We start from the raw sequence: 11,866 nt of genomic DNA on the forward strand, positions 1-11,866 counted from the left end.
TGCTCCTTACTCTGCGATGCGCTGTACGAAGCGCGTCTTGACCGAGAGCTTGGCAGCGCCGAGACGAAGCGCCTCACGGGCGATCTCCTCGGACACACCGTCGATCTCGAACATCATACGACCGGGCTTGACCTTGCATGCCCAGTAATCGACCGAACCCTTGCCCTTACCCATACGAACTTCGGTCGGCTTTGCCGTTACCGGAACGTCGGGGAATACGCGGATCCACACGCGACCTGCGCGCTTCATGTAACGCGTGATCGCGCGGCGGGCCGCTTCGATCTCGCGTGCATTCACGCGGTTCGGTTCCTGCGACTTCAAGCCGAATTCACCGAATGCCAGGTCAAAGCCGCCCTTGGCGACGCCCTTGATGCGTCCCTTGAACTGCTTACGGTACTTAGTACGCTTTGGCTGCAACATTTTCTTACTTCTCCGAGCTTATCTTTCGCCAGCGTCAATCAAGCGTTTTCGCGACGACGATCGCCACGATCGCCACGCTCACGGCTTGCAGGGCCCTGTGCGTCGCCTTCGAGACCGCGACGCTCAGAGGCCATCGGATCGTGCTCAAGGATTTCGCCCTTGAAGATCCAGACCTTGATGCCGCAGATGCCGAATGCGGTTTCAGCTTCAGCCGTGCCGTAGTCGATGTCCGCACGCAGCGTGTGCAACGGAACGCGACCTTCGCGGTACCATTCGGTACGCGCGATTTCAGCACCGCCGAGACGGCCGCCGCAGGTGATCTTGATGCCTTCGGCGCCAAGACGCATTGCGGACTGAACAGCACGCTTCATCGCACGGCGGAAAGCCACGCGGCGCTCGAGCTGCTGAGCGATCGACTGGGCAACCAGCGTCGCGTCGATTTCCGGCTTGCGCACTTCAACGATGTTGAGGTGCGTTTCGGAGTTGGTCATCTCGGAGAGCTTCTTGCGAAGCTTCTCGATGTCCGCACCCTTCTTGCCGATGATCAGACCCGGACGAGCCGAGTGGATCGTGACGCGGCACTTCTTGTGCGGACGCTCGATAACGACCTTGGCGATACCGGCCTGCTTGAGTTCCTTGATCAGGTAAGCCCGGATCTTGAGGTCTTCGTGCAGCAGCTTGCCGTATTCTGCGGTGTCAGCGTACCAGCGGCTATCCCAGGTACGGTTGATGCCGAGACGGAAGCCGATCGGATTGATTTTCTGACCCATTATGCGGCCTCCCCTTTTTCCTCAACTTCACGAACAACGATCGTGAGGTGAGCGAACGGCTTTTCAATGCGGGAAGCACGACCACGGCCACGAGCGTGGAAACGCTTCATGGTGATGGACTTGCCAACATAGGCCTCGGCGACGACGAGCGCGTCGACGTCGAGGTCGTGGTTGTTTTCCGCATTGGCAATTGCAGATTCCAGCGTCTTCTTGACGGTGCCTGCAATGCGCTTGCGGGAGAATTCGAGCTCGGCGAGAGCGCGATCAACCTTCTTGCCACGGATAAGAGCGGCAACCAGGTTCAGTTTCTGGGGGCTGACGCGGAGCGTACGGGCAATGGCCTGAGCCTCATTGTCCTTCAGCCGGCGTTCGGTCTTAGCCTTCGCCATGATTACTTCCTCTTTGCCTTCTTGTCCGCGCCGTGACCGTAATAGGTACGGGTCGGAGAGAATTCACCGAACTTGTGGCCGACCATGTCTTCGTTGACCGAGACGGGCACATGCTTGCTGCCGTTGTAGACGCCGAACGTCAGACCAACGAACTGCGGCAGGATCGTGGAACGACGGCTCCAGATCTTGATAACTTCGTTACGTCCGCTCTCGCGCACCTTCTCAGCCTTTGTGAGAAGATAGCCGTCAACAAACGGACCTTTCCATACTGAACGAGCCATGAGTGACTACCTCTCTTACTTCTTACGCTGATGGCGCGAGCGCATGATGAACTTGTCGGTCGACTTGTTCGAACGGGTGCGCTTGCCCTTCGTGGGCTTGCCCCACGGAGTAACCGGGTGGCGACCACCCGACGTGCGACCTTCACCACCACCGTGCGGGTGGTCGACCGGGTTCATGACGACGCCGCGAACGTGCGGACGCTTGCCGCGCCAACGGGAACGACCGGCCTTGCCGTCGTTGATGTTGGCGTGGTCCGAGTTCGAAACAGCACCGATCGATGCGAGGCAGGAGCCGTGCACCAGACGCTGTTCGCCCGAGTTGAGACGCAGGATGGCCATGCCGGCATCACGGCCGACGAGCTGGACATACGTGCCGGCGGAGCGAGCGATCTGACCGCCCTTGCCCGGCTTCATCTCGACGTTATGGATGATCGAACCGACAGGAATGTACTGAAGCGGCATGGTGTTGCCGGGCTTCACGTCCACTGCCTTCTCGGAGGCGATCACCTTGTCACCAGCAGCGAGACGCTGTGGCGCGAGAATGTAAGCCTGTTCGCCGTCGGCATACGTAACCAGCGCGATGAACGCGGTGCGGTTGGGGTCGTATTCCAGACGTTCAACGGTGCCTTCAACGTCGAACTTGCGACGCTTGAAGTCAACCAGACGGTAGGTCCGCTTGTGACCGCCACCCTGGAAACGGACGGTGATCCGGCCCTGGTTGTTACGGCCACCCTTGGAGCTGAGGCCCTGGGTGAGAGCCTTTACCGGCTTGCCCTTGTAGAGCGAAGCGCGGTCCACGATAACCAGCTGACGCTGGCTTGGCGTGGTCGGATTGAAACTTTTCAATGCCATTTTCTTGTTCCCTTTTGGGTCTTTGCCCGCTTGGGCCTAACCTTTAGAGTCCGGTGGACACGTCGATGGATTGACCTTCGGCGAGCGTGACGACGGCTTTCTTGACGTCCTTCAGCTTACCGGCGAACCCACGGAAACGACGGGTCTTACCCTTGCGGATAAGCGTGTTCACAGCCGTGACTTTGACGCCGAAGAGAGCTTCCACGGCAGCCTTGATTTCAGGCTTGGAAGCGTCCTTGGCGACGTTGAATACGACCTGGTTCTGTTCGGATACCAGCGTCGACTTTTCCGTGATCGAAGGAGATACGATCACATCGTAGTGGCGAAGATCCGTCATTTGAACCGCTCCTCCAGAGCCTCTACAGCAGCCTTGGAAAGCACCAGCTTGCCACGGCGCAGGATGTCGTAAACATTGATGCCCTGAACCGGCAGAACGTCCACGTTCGGGATGTTCTGAGCAGCGAGCTTGAAGTTGCCATCAAGTTCGGCGCCACCGATAACGAGAGCGTTGGTCAGGCCAAGCGAAGCGAAGCTGCCCAGCAGAGCCTTGGTCTTTGCTTCGGACGCGACGAGCTGATCGACGATGATCAGATCTTCAGCCTTCAGCTTTGCAGACAGGGCGTGACGCAGAGCGAGCGCACGAACCTTCTTGGGAAGGTCATGGGCGTGGCTGCGAACGACCGGGCCGTGGGCCTTGCCGCCGCCGCGGAACTGCGGTGCGCGAGCCGAATGGTGACGAGCGCGGCCCGTACCCTTCTGCTTGTACATCTTCGCGCCGGTACGGGAAACTTCCGACCGGTTCTTGGACTTGTGGGTTCCCTGCTGCTTCTTTGCAAGCTGCCAGCGAACCATGCGGGCCAGGATGTCCTGGCGGGGGTCGAGGCCGAAGATCTCATCCGACAGAGAAACCTTGCCGGCGTCTTTTCCCTCGAGGGTTTTGACGTTCAATTCCATGATAAGGCTCCCTTACTTCGCAGCCGACTTGACGGCGTCGCGGACGATGATCCAGGAACCCTTCGAGCCGGGAACTGCACCCTTCACGAGGATGAGGCCACGGTCTTCATCGGTCGAAACGACTTCGAGGTTCTGGGTCGTAACGCGCGTCTGGCCCATATGACCAGCCATGCGCTTGCCCTTCCAGACGCGGCCCGGATCCTGGTTGTTACCGGTCGAACCGTGTGCACGGTGCGATACGGAGTTACCGTGCGAAGCGCGGCCACCACCGAAGTTGTGACGCTTCATAGCACCGGCAAAACCTTTACCGATCGTGGTTCCAGTGACGTCGACCAGCTGGCCGGACTGAAAATGATTTGCGGTCAGTGTTGCACCGATGTCGATCAGGTTCTCGGGGGAAACCCGGAACTCGACGAGCTTGGCTTTCGGTTCGACATTGGCAGCGGCGAAGTGGCCGCGAAGTGCCTTCGTCGTGTTCTTGACCTTGGACTGGCCGGCACCGAGCTGAACTGCGGTGTAGCCATTCTTGTCTTCCGTGCGCTGGGCAACGACTTGTACGTTATCCAGTCGCAATACTGTTACGGGGATATGTTCACCTGCGTCGTTATAGACGCGTGTCATACCCACTTTCTGTGCAATCACACCTGAACGCATTGGTTCATCCTCTTGCGAGCCTTGAAGGGAAAACCCTCTCTGGCCTTTGTTAAGGAGTGCCCTTCGACATCTCACGATGTTTCCGGTCTCCGGTTTGGAAGTCGTTGGATTGCTCCACGTACCTTCCTTGTTATTGGCCCCCACCCGAAAGTGAGGTCCGGCCTTGTTACTTCAGCCCTCACCTTAGACGGTGCGGGCCGGGTCTTAGAGCTTGATTTCCACGTCAACGCCAGCAGCAAGATCGAGCTTCATCAGAGCATCGACAGTCTGCGGGGTGGGATCAACGATATCGAGAAGACGCTTGTGCGTCCGCATTTCGAACTGTTCACGGCTCTTCTTGTCAACGTGAGGAGAGCGGTTGACAGTAAACTTTTCGATGCGGGTGGGGAGCGGAACCGGGCCGCGAACGCTGGCGCCGGTGCGCTTTGCGGTCGACACGATTTCACGGGTAGAGGCATCGAGGATCCGGTGATCGAACGCCTTGAGGCGGATACGGATATTCTGGCCGTTCATTCGTCTTGTCCTTGTTCTTTGTTATTCGTTTCCGCACGCGGAAACACATGAACTTCTATTGATCGTGGCGCCGCAGATTTTCAAAAATCGAGAGGAATGCGCGTCGCACCCCAATCATTTCGTTAGTCTGTATTGCTAAAAACATCGCGTTTCGCAATCGCTTGCGAATCCAGCGGTGATTGTGAGTGCGCGTTTACGCGCTTTCACCGAATTTTTCAAGTCCTAAAAATGCAACGCCGCCAGGCATTTTATCAAAAGTCCGGCGGCGGTGTTTGTGACACCGCCGCCGGGCCAGAATTCTAAAAGTCGAAATTACTCGACGATCGAAGCAACGATGCCTGCGCCGACGGTACGGCCGCCTTCGCGGATAGCGAAGCGCAGCTTTTCTTCCATCGCGATCGGAACGATCAGCTCGACGTCAACCGTGACGTTGTCGCCAGGCATAACCATTTCCGTGCCTTCAGGAAGCGTCACGATGCCCGTCACGTCCGTGGTACGGAAGTAGAACTGCGGACGGTAGTTCGTGAAGAACGGCGTATGACGGCCGCCTTCTTCCTTCGTCAGGATGTAGGCTTCAGCCTTGAACTTCTTGTGCGGCTTGACCGAACCCGGCTTGCACAGAATCTGACCACGCTCGACGCCGTCACGGTTAACACCGCGAACCAGTGCACCGATGTTGTCGCCAGCCTGGCCCTGGTCGAGCAGCTTGCGGAACATTTCAACGCCGGTAACAGTCGTCTTCGAGGTCGGACGGATGCCGACGATTTCGACTTCTTCGCCAACCTTGACGATACCGCGCTCAACGCGACCCGTCACAACCGTACCACGGCCAGAGATCGAGAACACGTCTTCGATCGGCATCAGGAACGGCTGGTCGATCGGACGCTCAGGCGTCGGGATGTAGGCGTCAACCTGAGCCATCAGCTCGCGGATCGCGTCTTCACCGATCTTCTTGTCGCTGTCTTCAAGAGCAGCAAGCGCCGAACCCTTGACGATCGGAATGTCATCGCCCGGGAAGTCGTAGGACGACAGAAGTTCGCGAACTTCAAGCTCGACGAGCTCGAGAAGCTCGGCGTCGTCAACCTGGTCGACCTTGTTGAGGAACACGACGATCGCCGGAACGCCAACCTGACGGGCAAGCAGGATGTGCTCGCGGGTCTGCGGCATCGGGCCGTCAGCGGCAGAGCAAACCAGGATCGCGCCGTCCATCTGGGCAGCACCGGTGATCATGTTCTTCACGTAGTCGGCGTGGCCGGGGCAGTCAACGTGCGCATAGTGACGGTTCGCCGTCTCATACTCAACGTGCGCCGTCGAAATCGTGATACCACGGGCCTTTTCTTCAGGCGCGGCGTCGATCTGGTCATACGCCTTGAATTCGCCGAAGAACTTCGTGATCGCTGCCGTCAGCGACGTCTTGCCATGGTCAACGTGACCGATCGTGCCAATGTTGACGTGCGGCTTATTGCGCTCAAACTTGCTCTTTGCCATTAGTGGCTCTCCATTCTTGTCCCTTGACGGGAATAATCTTCAAAATTCGGTAGGGCGTACCCCGATCACTTCTGACCGGAGTACTTAGCCTGGATTTCCTGCGCCACGTTCGACGGAACCGGCGAATAGTGGTCGAACGTCATCGAGTACTGCGCGCGACCCTGCGACATGGAGCGCAGGTTGTCGACGTACTTGAACATGTTCGCGAGCGGAACATGTGCGTTGATGACAACGGCGATACCACGGCTTTCCTGACCCTGGATCTGACCACGACGCGAGTTCAGGTCGCCGATAACGTCGCCGACATAGTCTTCCGGCGTGACAACTTCGACCTTCATCATCGGCTCGAGAAGCTGTGCACCAGCCTTCTTGGCGGCTTCACGGAAGCAGGCACGCGATGCGATTTCGAAGGCGAGAACCGACGAGTCAACATCGTGGAATGCACCGTCGAGCAGCGTCGCCTTGACGCCGAGCATCGGGAAGCCAGCGAGCGGACCGGAAGACAGAACGCTTTCGATACCCTTCTGAACGCCCGGGATGTATTCCTTCGGAACAGCACCACCGACGATCTTCGACTCGAACTTGAAGTCTTCGCCTTCGGGGTTCGGTTCGAACAGAAGCTTGACGCGCGCGAACTGGCCGGTACCACCGGACTGCTTCTTGTGCGTGTAGTCTTCTTCGTGCGACTTCGTGATCGTTTCGCGGTACGCAACCTGCGGAGCACCGACGGTTGCTTCAACCTTGAACTCGCGACGCATACGGTCGACGATGATGTCGAGGTGAAGTTCGCCCATGCCGGCAATGATGGTCTGGCCGGATTCGTCGTCGGTCTTGACGCGGAAGGAGGGGTCTTCTGCAGCCAGACGGTTGAGCGCGAGGCCCATCTTTTCCTGGTCGCCCTTGGTCTTCGGCTCGATCGCGATCTGGATGACCGGCTCGGGGAATTCCATGCGCTCAAGGATAACCGGCTTCAGCGGATCGCAAAGCGTATCACCCGTGGTGGTTTCCTTCAGACCGGCCAGAGCAACGATGTCGCCTGCATAGGCTTCTTCGATGTCTTCACGGCTGTTGGAGTGCATCTGCAGCATACGGCCGACGCGCTCGCGCTTGTCCTTGACCGTGTTCATGACAGACGTGCCCTTTTCGAGCTTGCCCGAGTAGATGCGTGCGAAGGTGAGCGAACCGACGAAGGGGTCGTTCATGATCTTGAACGCGAGCATGGAAAGCGGCTCGGAATCGTCAGCGTGACGCTCGATTTCGGCTTCCGTCTTGGCGTCGATGCCCTTGATCGCCGGAATGTCCAGCGGAGAAGGCAGATAGTCGACAACGGCGTCGAGGAGCGGCTGAACGCCCTTGTTCTTGAACGCGGTACCGCAGAACATCGGGTGGAACTTCACGTCGATGGTGCCGCGGCGAACAAGTTCACGAATCTTGTCGTTGTCCGGGTAGTTGCCTTCGAGGTAGGCTTCCATCGCTTCTTCGTCGATCTCGACAACCGTCTCGATCAGCTTTTCGCGATACTCTTCAGCCTTGGCCTTCATGTCCTCGGGGATCTCGACGACGTCCCACTGGGCGCCGAGCGACTCGTCGCGCCATACGAGAGCATTCATCTCGATCAGGTCGATAACGCCCTTGAACTCGGTCTCAGCGCCGATCGGCAGCTGCATGACAACGGCAGTGGCGCCGAGACGGGTCTTGATCATTTCTACCGAGCGGTAGAAGTCAGCACCGGTCTTGTCCATCTTGTTGCAGAAGATCATGCGCGGAACATGATACTTCTCAGCCTGACGCCAGACGGTTTCCGTCTGCGGCTCAACACCGGCGTTGGCGTCGAGCAGCGCAATGGCGCCATCGAGAACGCGCAGCGAACGCTCGACTTCGATGGTGAAGTCAACGTGGCCGGGGGTGTCGATGATGTTGAAGCGGCGGGTCTTGCCGTCACGGCCCTTCCAGAAGGTCGTGGTCGCAGCGGACGTGATGGTGATACCACGCTCCTGCTCCTGCTCCATCCAGTCCATCGTGGCTGCGCCATCGTGAACTTCGCCGATCTTGTGCGACTTACCGGTGTAATAGAGAATACGCTCGGTGGTGGTCGTCTTGCCGGCGTCGATATGCGCCATGATACCGAAATTGCGGTAGTCTTCGATTTTATATTCGCGAGCCATAATGGACTGCCTTTCGATATGCGATCGGTTAAGATTACCAGCGGTAATGCGAGAATGCGCGGTTAGCGTCGGCCATCTTGTGCGTGTCTTCACGCTTCTTGACAGCGGAGCCGCGGTTGTTCGCAGCGTCCATGAGTTCGCCGGAAAGGCGATCGACCATGGTCGTTTCGTTGCGCTTGCGAGCGGCAGTGATCAACCAGCGGATTGCGAGGGCCTGGCGACGCTCGGGACGAACATCAACCGGAACCTGGTATGTCGCACCACCAACGCGGCGCGAACGCACTTCAACATGCGGCGCGACGTTGTCGAGGGCCGAATGGAACACGGTCAGCGGCTCCTGCTTCGTCTTGCCCTGAACGACGTCAAACGCGCCGTAAACGATGCTTTCTGCGACCGACTTCTTGCCGTGAAGCATGATGGCGTTCATGAACTTGGTGACGACCAGATCGCCGAACTTCGGGTCCGGGTTGATCTCACGCTTTTCTGCACTATGGCGACGGGACATACTCTTTGTCTCTCAATGTTATTGACGCTATACCACGCGGAGAACCTCGCGCAGCGCCGAATTGTTGTTGCCGAATTACTTCGGACGCTTTGCACCGTACTTCGAACGGCGCTGCTTGCGGTTCTTGACGCCCTGGGTATCGAGAACACCGCGGATGATGTGGTAACGAACGCCCGGCAAGTCCTTCACGCGGCCGCCGCGGATCATGACGACAGAGTGTTCCTGAAGGTTGTGACCTTCGCCAGGAATGTAGCCGATGACTTCGAAGCCGTTGGTGAGGCGGATCTTGGCAACCTTACGCAGAGCCGAGTTCGGCTTCTTCGGGGTCGTCGTGTAAACGCGGGTGCAAACACCACGCTTCTGCGGGTTTTCCTGCAGGGCAGGAACCTTGTTGCGCTTTACCTGTGCCTGGCGAGGCTTGCGGATCAGCTGGTTTACGGTAGGCATATAACCATCCCTTGCAAAAACTACTTTAGCCACCCTCACGGGTGGCGGCTATGCCGTTTCCGGCGACGATGCACGCATATATCCTCATGCGCAAAACGTGGCCCGATCCGGTTTCACGGATGGACCACCAAGAGCAGAGGACACCGGATGAGGCGTCTTGCGTGCAACATTCGTGTCTTCTACGTGCAATGGAGACCCGTTTGAGATGATGTTCGGGAAAAAGCTTACCGAACGGCCAGCACCCACAGAGGCTCCGATGGCGGGCGTACTACTGTTTTAGCCAGCTTTCGTCAAGGGTGAATCCGCATTTTGCGGCCCCAGCCAAGGCCGCCGGGCCTGCCTCCGCGCCATTTCAGCTTCCATCTATCATATGTCGGTGCAGATTGCAGCGATTTTGTCCTCACCGCTTTGGCTTTTCATAAAATCCGTCTATTGATTCCCTCTTGGCGGGCCAACCGGCGTCGCCCTGCGCGGGAGCGATTCCATCGGCCCGCATGACCGCAACGAAAGATCAAGGAACCGCGTCATGAACACCCTCCCCGACAACGACAACGGACGCGACGAGCCGATGGTCTTCATCGTGATCGGCAAGGCCTACGAGCACGACAATTCCGACGGCATCGACATCCACGTCATCCTGCGCGCCCCAGACGACGACACGGCCGTGCGGGAAACGCTGAACGCGCTTTCTGAAGAAGGCTTCATCGAAGCCGACCTCGACCAGATCGGCATGCTGACCGAGATCCCGGATGAAGAGCCGCACGCCTCGGCCTATCAGGGCGCGCTCGAAGGCGAAGTCTCCATCATTCGCTTCGCCTGAGGCATACGCCATGACGGTCCGGCGCATCGTCGCCAACATAGCGACAACAGAGCCCGCGCGGGCGCAGGCTTTTTATGGCAATATTCTCGACATGCCCGTCGTGATGGACCATGGCTGGATCGTGACCCATGCAGCTTCAGGGGAAGCGACCGCACAGGTGAGCTTCGCGACTGAGGGCGGCTCCGGCACGGCCGTGCCGGACCTTTCCATCGAGGTCGATAATTTCGAGGAAGTCCACGCCCGGCTCATCAATGCCGGACTGCCGATCGAATACGGGCCAGCAACCGAAGGATGGGGCGTGCGCCGCCTGTTTGTGCGCGACCCTTTCGGAAAGCTGGTAAATATATTAAGTCACTTATAGATTATATACATCACTTAAATAGTATTAATCCTTTATTGATTGAACAAATAGAAGAAGTAAGGCTATAGTAAATCCGCATAGAATGCCGGTGGCGGGTTGAATAATATTTCGGCGAAAGACATTATTGAGCGCATATATGAGGCCGCGCTTTTCCCCGATCGCTGGATCGCGGTCGTCGAAATGATTTGCCGCCATCTGGGTTTCTGGGGAGGTGTTATCACCTGGGGAAAGGGTGAAGAGGAGGTCTTGCTATGTACGTCCAGCTTTCAGCAGGTCTCCAGGGAATTGGTCGCCGACGGCTGGGATTACCGGAAGGACCGTCTGGCGAAGGCCGCTTTCGAGGGTCAGCCCCCATTCGGGCGGGATTTGGACGTCCTTAACAGCGAGACCTGGGCGGCGCTGCCGGTTAACCGGGACGTCCTTATCCCACGCGCCCTTGGTTACGGCGTCGCCACTCGGATCACGCCACCAGCGCATCCAGAGATCACGATATCATTCGAGCGCGAGTTGGATGCCGGTGTGATCGGGCCCGAAACCATGGCTATTCTTGCAGATCTGCGCCCCCACATTGCGCGCAGCCTCACGATTGCAGCCGGGCTCCAGCGCCAGAAGGCGGAGGCGATCACTCTTGGCCTCAATGCCATCGGTGCGCCAGCGGCCGTCTTGCAACGGAGCGGGCGCATCGTCGCTGCCAATGCTCTTTTCCGCTCGATAGGGGAATGTCTCTCCCCTCGCAGCAGGGACAGGATCGCCATCACCGACGACAGGGCGAACCGGCTTCTTTATAAGGCGCTCGCAGGACACGAGGTAGCCTCCCTTCCCCTCCCCGAGGGCGACGATGGCGGGTGTGTTCTTCACGTCATCCCGCTGCGCAACAGCGTCAGTGATTTCCCTTCGAATGGCCATGCCATCGCATTGGTAGCGCAACCGACCGGCACCATTCCCGACGCCACAGCGCTGCTAAAAGGGCTTTACGGCCTGACAAAGGGCGAGGCGCGCATTGCTCTGGAGATCATCAAGGGGCTTTCGCTGCCCTCCGTGGCAAGGCGACTCAGCATCTCGCACGAGACGGTGCGCAGCAATGCGAAGTCGATTTACGCGAAGACCGGCAGTACCGGCAAGACGGACCTCATGCGCCGCCTTTCCGTGCTGACCCGTTACAATATTCTGGAGCAGCGTTGACGCGCGAGGACCGAACTCGCCGCGCGCGGTCACATCGCCAGTGCCAGTCACGATAATCCACGAAA

General features: G+C 58.3%; 16 protein-coding genes. 3 read left to right on the plus strand and 13 right to left on the minus strand.

What is annotated here, in order from left to right; genetic code table 11:
• Positions 1-6: 6 nt before the first annotated feature.
• The 13 genes from rplP to rpsL all read right to left on the minus strand — a co-directional run bounded on the left by rplP (position 7) and on the right by rpsL (position 9,438).
• Positions 7-420, minus strand: coding sequence for a 50S ribosomal protein L16 (gene rplP / locus ACUTJJ_RS04730; RefSeq protein ID WP_003495190.1), 414 nt, complete (start codon positions 418-420; stop codon positions 7-9).
• Between the two features lie 38 nt (positions 421-458).
• Positions 459-1,190, minus strand: coding sequence for a 30S ribosomal protein S3 (gene rpsC / locus ACUTJJ_RS04735; RefSeq protein WP_004442600.1), 732 nt, complete (start codon positions 1,188-1,190; stop codon positions 459-461).
• Positions 1,190-1,579 carry a 50S ribosomal protein L22 gene (gene rplV / locus ACUTJJ_RS04740; RefSeq protein WP_006313972.1) on the minus strand — a complete coding sequence of 130 codons (390 nt, stop codon included), beginning with the start codon at positions 1,577-1,579 and terminating at the stop codon, positions 1,190-1,192. Before rplV ends, rpsC begins: the two co-directional genes overlap by 1 nt.
• 2 nt (positions 1,580-1,581) lie before the next feature.
• Positions 1,582-1,860 (minus strand): 30S ribosomal protein S19, encoded by a 279-nt coding sequence (rpsS, locus tag ACUTJJ_RS04745; protein ID WP_003507772.1) that lies wholly within the window; start codon positions 1,858-1,860, stop codon positions 1,582-1,584.
• A gap of 15 nt (positions 1,861-1,875) precedes the next feature.
• The gene (gene rplB, locus ACUTJJ_RS04750; protein WP_063948594.1) at positions 1,876-2,712 is read right to left on the minus strand and encodes a 50S ribosomal protein L2; all 837 of its coding nucleotides are present in this window, start codon (positions 2,710-2,712) and stop codon (positions 1,876-1,878) included.
• A gap of 43 nt (positions 2,713-2,755) precedes the next feature.
• The gene (locus ACUTJJ_RS04755) at positions 2,756-3,049 is read right to left on the minus strand and encodes a 50S ribosomal protein L23 (protein ID WP_063948592.1); all 294 of its coding nucleotides are present in this window, start codon (positions 3,047-3,049) and stop codon (positions 2,756-2,758) included.
• Positions 3,046-3,666 (minus strand): 50S ribosomal protein L4, encoded by a 621-nt coding sequence (gene rplD, locus ACUTJJ_RS04760; protein WP_063948590.1) that lies wholly within the window; start codon positions 3,664-3,666, stop codon positions 3,046-3,048. The genes ACUTJJ_RS04755 and rplD overlap by 4 nt, the downstream gene beginning before the upstream one ends.
• A gap of 12 nt (positions 3,667-3,678) precedes the next feature.
• Positions 3,679-4,320 carry a 50S ribosomal protein L3 gene (gene rplC, locus ACUTJJ_RS04765; RefSeq protein WP_003507769.1) on the minus strand — a complete coding sequence of 214 codons (642 nt, stop codon included), beginning with the start codon at positions 4,318-4,320 and terminating at the stop codon, positions 3,679-3,681.
• A 204-nt stretch (positions 4,321-4,524) separates the two neighbouring features.
• Positions 4,525-4,833, minus strand: coding sequence for a 30S ribosomal protein S10 (gene rpsJ / locus ACUTJJ_RS04770; protein ID WP_003507767.1), 309 nt, complete (start codon positions 4,831-4,833; stop codon positions 4,525-4,527).
• A 312-nt stretch (positions 4,834-5,145) separates the two neighbouring features.
• A complete protein-coding gene (tuf, locus tag ACUTJJ_RS04775; RefSeq protein ID WP_063948570.1) occupies positions 5,146-6,321 on the minus strand; it encodes an elongation factor Tu in 1,176 nt (391 codons plus the stop codon).
• Between the two features lie 65 nt (positions 6,322-6,386).
• On the minus strand, positions 6,387-8,486 hold the full coding sequence (fusA, locus tag ACUTJJ_RS04780) for an elongation factor G (protein WP_063948588.1): 2,100 nt from the start codon (positions 8,484-8,486) through the stop codon (positions 6,387-6,389).
• A gap of 34 nt (positions 8,487-8,520) precedes the next feature.
• The gene (gene rpsG / locus ACUTJJ_RS04785; protein WP_063948586.1) at positions 8,521-8,991 is read right to left on the minus strand and encodes a 30S ribosomal protein S7; all 471 of its coding nucleotides are present in this window, start codon (positions 8,989-8,991) and stop codon (positions 8,521-8,523) included.
• Positions 8,992-9,066: 75 nt separating this feature from the next.
• Complete coding sequence (gene rpsL / locus ACUTJJ_RS04790) at positions 9,067-9,438, minus strand: 30S ribosomal protein S12 (RefSeq protein ID WP_003507760.1); 372 nt, start codon at positions 9,436-9,438, stop codon at positions 9,067-9,069.
• A 526-nt stretch (positions 9,439-9,964) separates the two neighbouring features.
• Here rpsL and ACUTJJ_RS04795 point away from each other — a divergent pair.
• From ACUTJJ_RS04795 to ACUTJJ_RS04805, 3 genes are all read left to right on the plus strand, one after another.
• Positions 9,965-10,258 (plus strand): transcriptional regulator, encoded by a 294-nt coding sequence (locus ACUTJJ_RS04795; RefSeq protein ID WP_144579308.1) that lies wholly within the window; start codon positions 9,965-9,967, stop codon positions 10,256-10,258.
• A 10-nt stretch (positions 10,259-10,268) separates the two neighbouring features.
• Entirely contained in the window at positions 10,269-10,619 is a 351-nt protein-coding gene (locus tag ACUTJJ_RS04800; RefSeq protein ID WP_063948582.1) for a VOC family protein, read from the plus strand.
• 96 nt (positions 10,620-10,715) lie between these two features.
• Positions 10,716-11,801, plus strand: a complete 1,086-nt coding sequence (locus ACUTJJ_RS04805) for a helix-turn-helix transcriptional regulator (protein WP_445541448.1) — start codon at positions 10,716-10,718, stop codon at positions 11,799-11,801.
• Positions 11,802-11,866: the final 65 nt, after the last annotated feature.

Source organism: Agrobacterium sp. DKPNP3 (genome assembly GCF_052686535.1).

What these genes read in the sequence shown, in the direction of transcription:
- ACUTJJ_RS04755 (WP_063948592.1), bottom strand. Translation starts at nt 3,049, where the DNA reads ATGACGGATCTTCGCCACTACGATGTGATCGTATCTCCTTCGATCACG.
- rpsJ (WP_003507767.1), bottom strand. Translation starts at nt 4,833, where the DNA reads ATGAACGGCCAGAATATCCGTATCCGCCTCAAGGCGTTCGATCACCGG.
- rpsG (WP_063948586.1), bottom strand. Translation starts at nt 8,991, where the DNA reads ATGTCCCGTCGCCATAGTGCAGAAAAGCGTGAGATCAACCCGGACCCG.
- rplD (WP_063948590.1), bottom strand. Translation starts at nt 3,666, where the DNA reads ATGGAATTGAACGTCAAAACCCTCGAGGGAAAAGACGCCGGCAAGGTT.
- rplC (WP_003507769.1), bottom strand. Translation starts at nt 4,320, where the DNA reads ATGCGTTCAGGTGTGATTGCACAGAAAGTGGGTATGACACGCGTCTAT.
- rplP (WP_003495190.1), bottom strand. Translation starts at nt 420, where the DNA reads ATGTTGCAGCCAAAGCGTACTAAGTACCGTAAGCAGTTCAAGGGACGC.
- rpsL (WP_003507760.1), bottom strand. Translation starts at nt 9,438, where the DNA reads ATGCCTACCGTAAACCAGCTGATCCGCAAGCCTCGCCAGGCACAGGTA.
- rpsS (WP_003507772.1), bottom strand. Translation starts at nt 1,860, where the DNA reads ATGGCTCGTTCAGTATGGAAAGGTCCGTTTGTTGACGGCTATCTTCTC.
- fusA (WP_063948588.1), bottom strand. Translation starts at nt 8,486, where the DNA reads ATGGCTCGCGAATATAAAATCGAAGACTACCGCAATTTCGGTATCATG.
- ACUTJJ_RS04795 (WP_144579308.1), top strand. Translation starts at nt 9,965, where the DNA reads ATGAACACCCTCCCCGACAACGACAACGGACGCGACGAGCCGATGGTC.
- tuf (WP_063948570.1), bottom strand. Translation starts at nt 6,321, where the DNA reads ATGGCAAAGAGCAAGTTTGAGCGCAATAAGCCGCACGTCAACATTGGC.
- rplB (WP_063948594.1), bottom strand. Translation starts at nt 2,712, where the DNA reads ATGGCATTGAAAAGTTTCAATCCGACCACGCCAAGCCAGCGTCAGCTG.
- rpsC (WP_004442600.1), bottom strand. Translation starts at nt 1,190, where the DNA reads ATGGGTCAGAAAATCAATCCGATCGGCTTCCGTCTCGGCATCAACCGT.
- ACUTJJ_RS04800 (WP_063948582.1), top strand. Translation starts at nt 10,269, where the DNA reads ATGACGGTCCGGCGCATCGTCGCCAACATAGCGACAACAGAGCCCGCG.
- rplV (WP_006313972.1), bottom strand. Translation starts at nt 1,579, where the DNA reads ATGGCGAAGGCTAAGACCGAACGCCGGCTGAAGGACAATGAGGCTCAG.